Origin of the sequence: Coleofasciculus sp. FACHB-712 (assembly GCF_014695635.1) — a bacterium.
Lineage (GTDB): Bacteria > Cyanobacteriota > Cyanobacteriia > Cyanobacteriales > FACHB-T130 > FACHB-T130.
In genome coordinates this window covers 1-1,886 of record NZ_JACJOQ010000577.1, presented here as the reverse complement: position 1 = coordinate 1,886, position 1,886 = coordinate 1, and the positions used below count along the sequence as shown (strand labels likewise).

General features: G+C 46.3%; 1 protein-coding gene. It reads left to right on the top strand.

The features are described from left to right. A partial coding sequence (locus tag H6F50_RS20870; RefSeq protein ID WP_190430188.1) for a DNA phosphorothioation-associated putative methyltransferase occupies nucleotides 1-1,886 on the top strand: 1,886 nt, incomplete at both ends.

The following is a 1,886-nucleotide window of genomic DNA, read 5'->3' as shown; positions in this document are numbered from 1 at the left end:
GTCAACTGCTGCCAACAAAGCCCCATCGGTAAATTGCTGCCGGGTGCCCTCTACGTTCATGTGTCAGCACTTTCTCAACTCGACCCTCTGCTGAGGCTCTACGAGGGCTATGCAAGACGAACAGTAGGACGTATTGATGGCGCTACCCTAATAAAATTCAACATCGAGCAGCCTAAAATCTCTTACTTGTTTTATCCTGACTTTGATACCGACCCTCATCCCGCCTTGCAAGCTAGCATTCAGATTGATGTTCGGGACGGGAGTTCAACTTACCGAGACTACAGTACTAGCGACAATCCCCCTGTCCTCCACCGCAAAGAAACCTTTGTCACCCCCGATTATCCCCACTACGAAAAATTCGCCAACCTCACTCGGCAAGAAGAGAAATTGCGGCTTTTAGACAAAACCCGTGGCATTGGAACGCTTCGGGGTTGGTTAGAATGCTTACAAGATTATGGTGTCGAAATCCAGGGTCATCAAGTTATTCGGCGGCAAGTTGTAGAGAACTTACATCCAACCTCTCTACATTCGACACTGCCTAAAATAGAGCGTCACAAAGCTGCAATTGCTCGTAAAAATCTTTCTCGCCCCGTGCGTCTCGCTTTAGAAGCTGGCTTATTTAGTGAAGATAGCACTTTCTTTGACTATGGTTGCGGCTACGGAAGCGATATTCAGCACATAGCGGAAAAGGGCTACACCAGCGCTGGATGGGACCCTTATTACTCTCCGGATACCCCCCGCACCACCGCTGATATTGTTAATCTCGGTTATATCATCAATGTTATTGAACGCACAGATGAGCGTCGAGAAGCATTATTAAACGCCTGGGAGTTAACAGAAAAAGTCCTAATTGTTGCTGCACTGGTTTTAATTGATGACCGAGGAGCGGGTCAACTTGCCTACGGCGATGGGGTGATTACTCGCCGCAATACTTTTCAGAAATACTACGAACAGGAAGAACTGAAAATTTATATTGACCAGGTTCTTAATGTTAATGCGGTGCCAGTTGCATTAGGCATTTACTTTGTTTTCCGAGATGAAAGGCTTGCCGAAGCTTACCGCGCCTCTCGCTTTCGTTCTCGCGCCACAACTCCCAGAATTCGTGCCAACATCAAGCGATTTGAAGATTACCAGGAAATGCTGGCACCGCTGATGGCGTTTGTCACCGAACGCGGTCGTCTGCCTGTCAAAAATGAAAAACCAGAATTGGAGAATTTGAGGGCTGAATTTGGCGGGTTTCGCCGTGCCTTCCAGGTCATTTTACAAGCAACCGACCAAAAAGAGTGGGATGCGATCGCTCAAAAACGCCGCTTAGACCTTTTAGTTTATCTCGCGCTAGGCAAGTTCAATCATCTGAAGCTCAAACAAATATCCCCAGAAGTCCGTAACGATATCAAATCTTTATTCGGTAGCTATGAAGAAGCCTGGGAATTAGCTGAGGAAATGTTATTTAGTCTAGGCGATCCCGGTGTAATTGCCCACTGCTGTCAACAAAGCTTGGTTGGCTGTACCAGTGGTTTTAAATATGCACCTCTCTATCCTAGTTCCTTCATGGTTCATGTCTCAGCTTTTTCCGAACTCGACCCGTTGCTTCGCCTCTACGAAGGCTGTGCCAGCCGTACAATTGGACGCATGGATGAAGCCACATTAATTAAATTTCACACCTATCAACCAAAAATTTCATATCTATTTTACCCCAATTTTGACGCCGATCCTCATCCTGTTCTGCACACCAGTATGCAAATCGATCTGAGAGATTTGAGCGTCAGCTATCGGGATTACGAAGATGATGTTAATCCACCAATCTTGCATCGAAAAGAAACTGTTATCACCCCCGATTATCCGAATTATGAAAAGTTTTCCCGGCTCACTCAACAGGAAGAAGA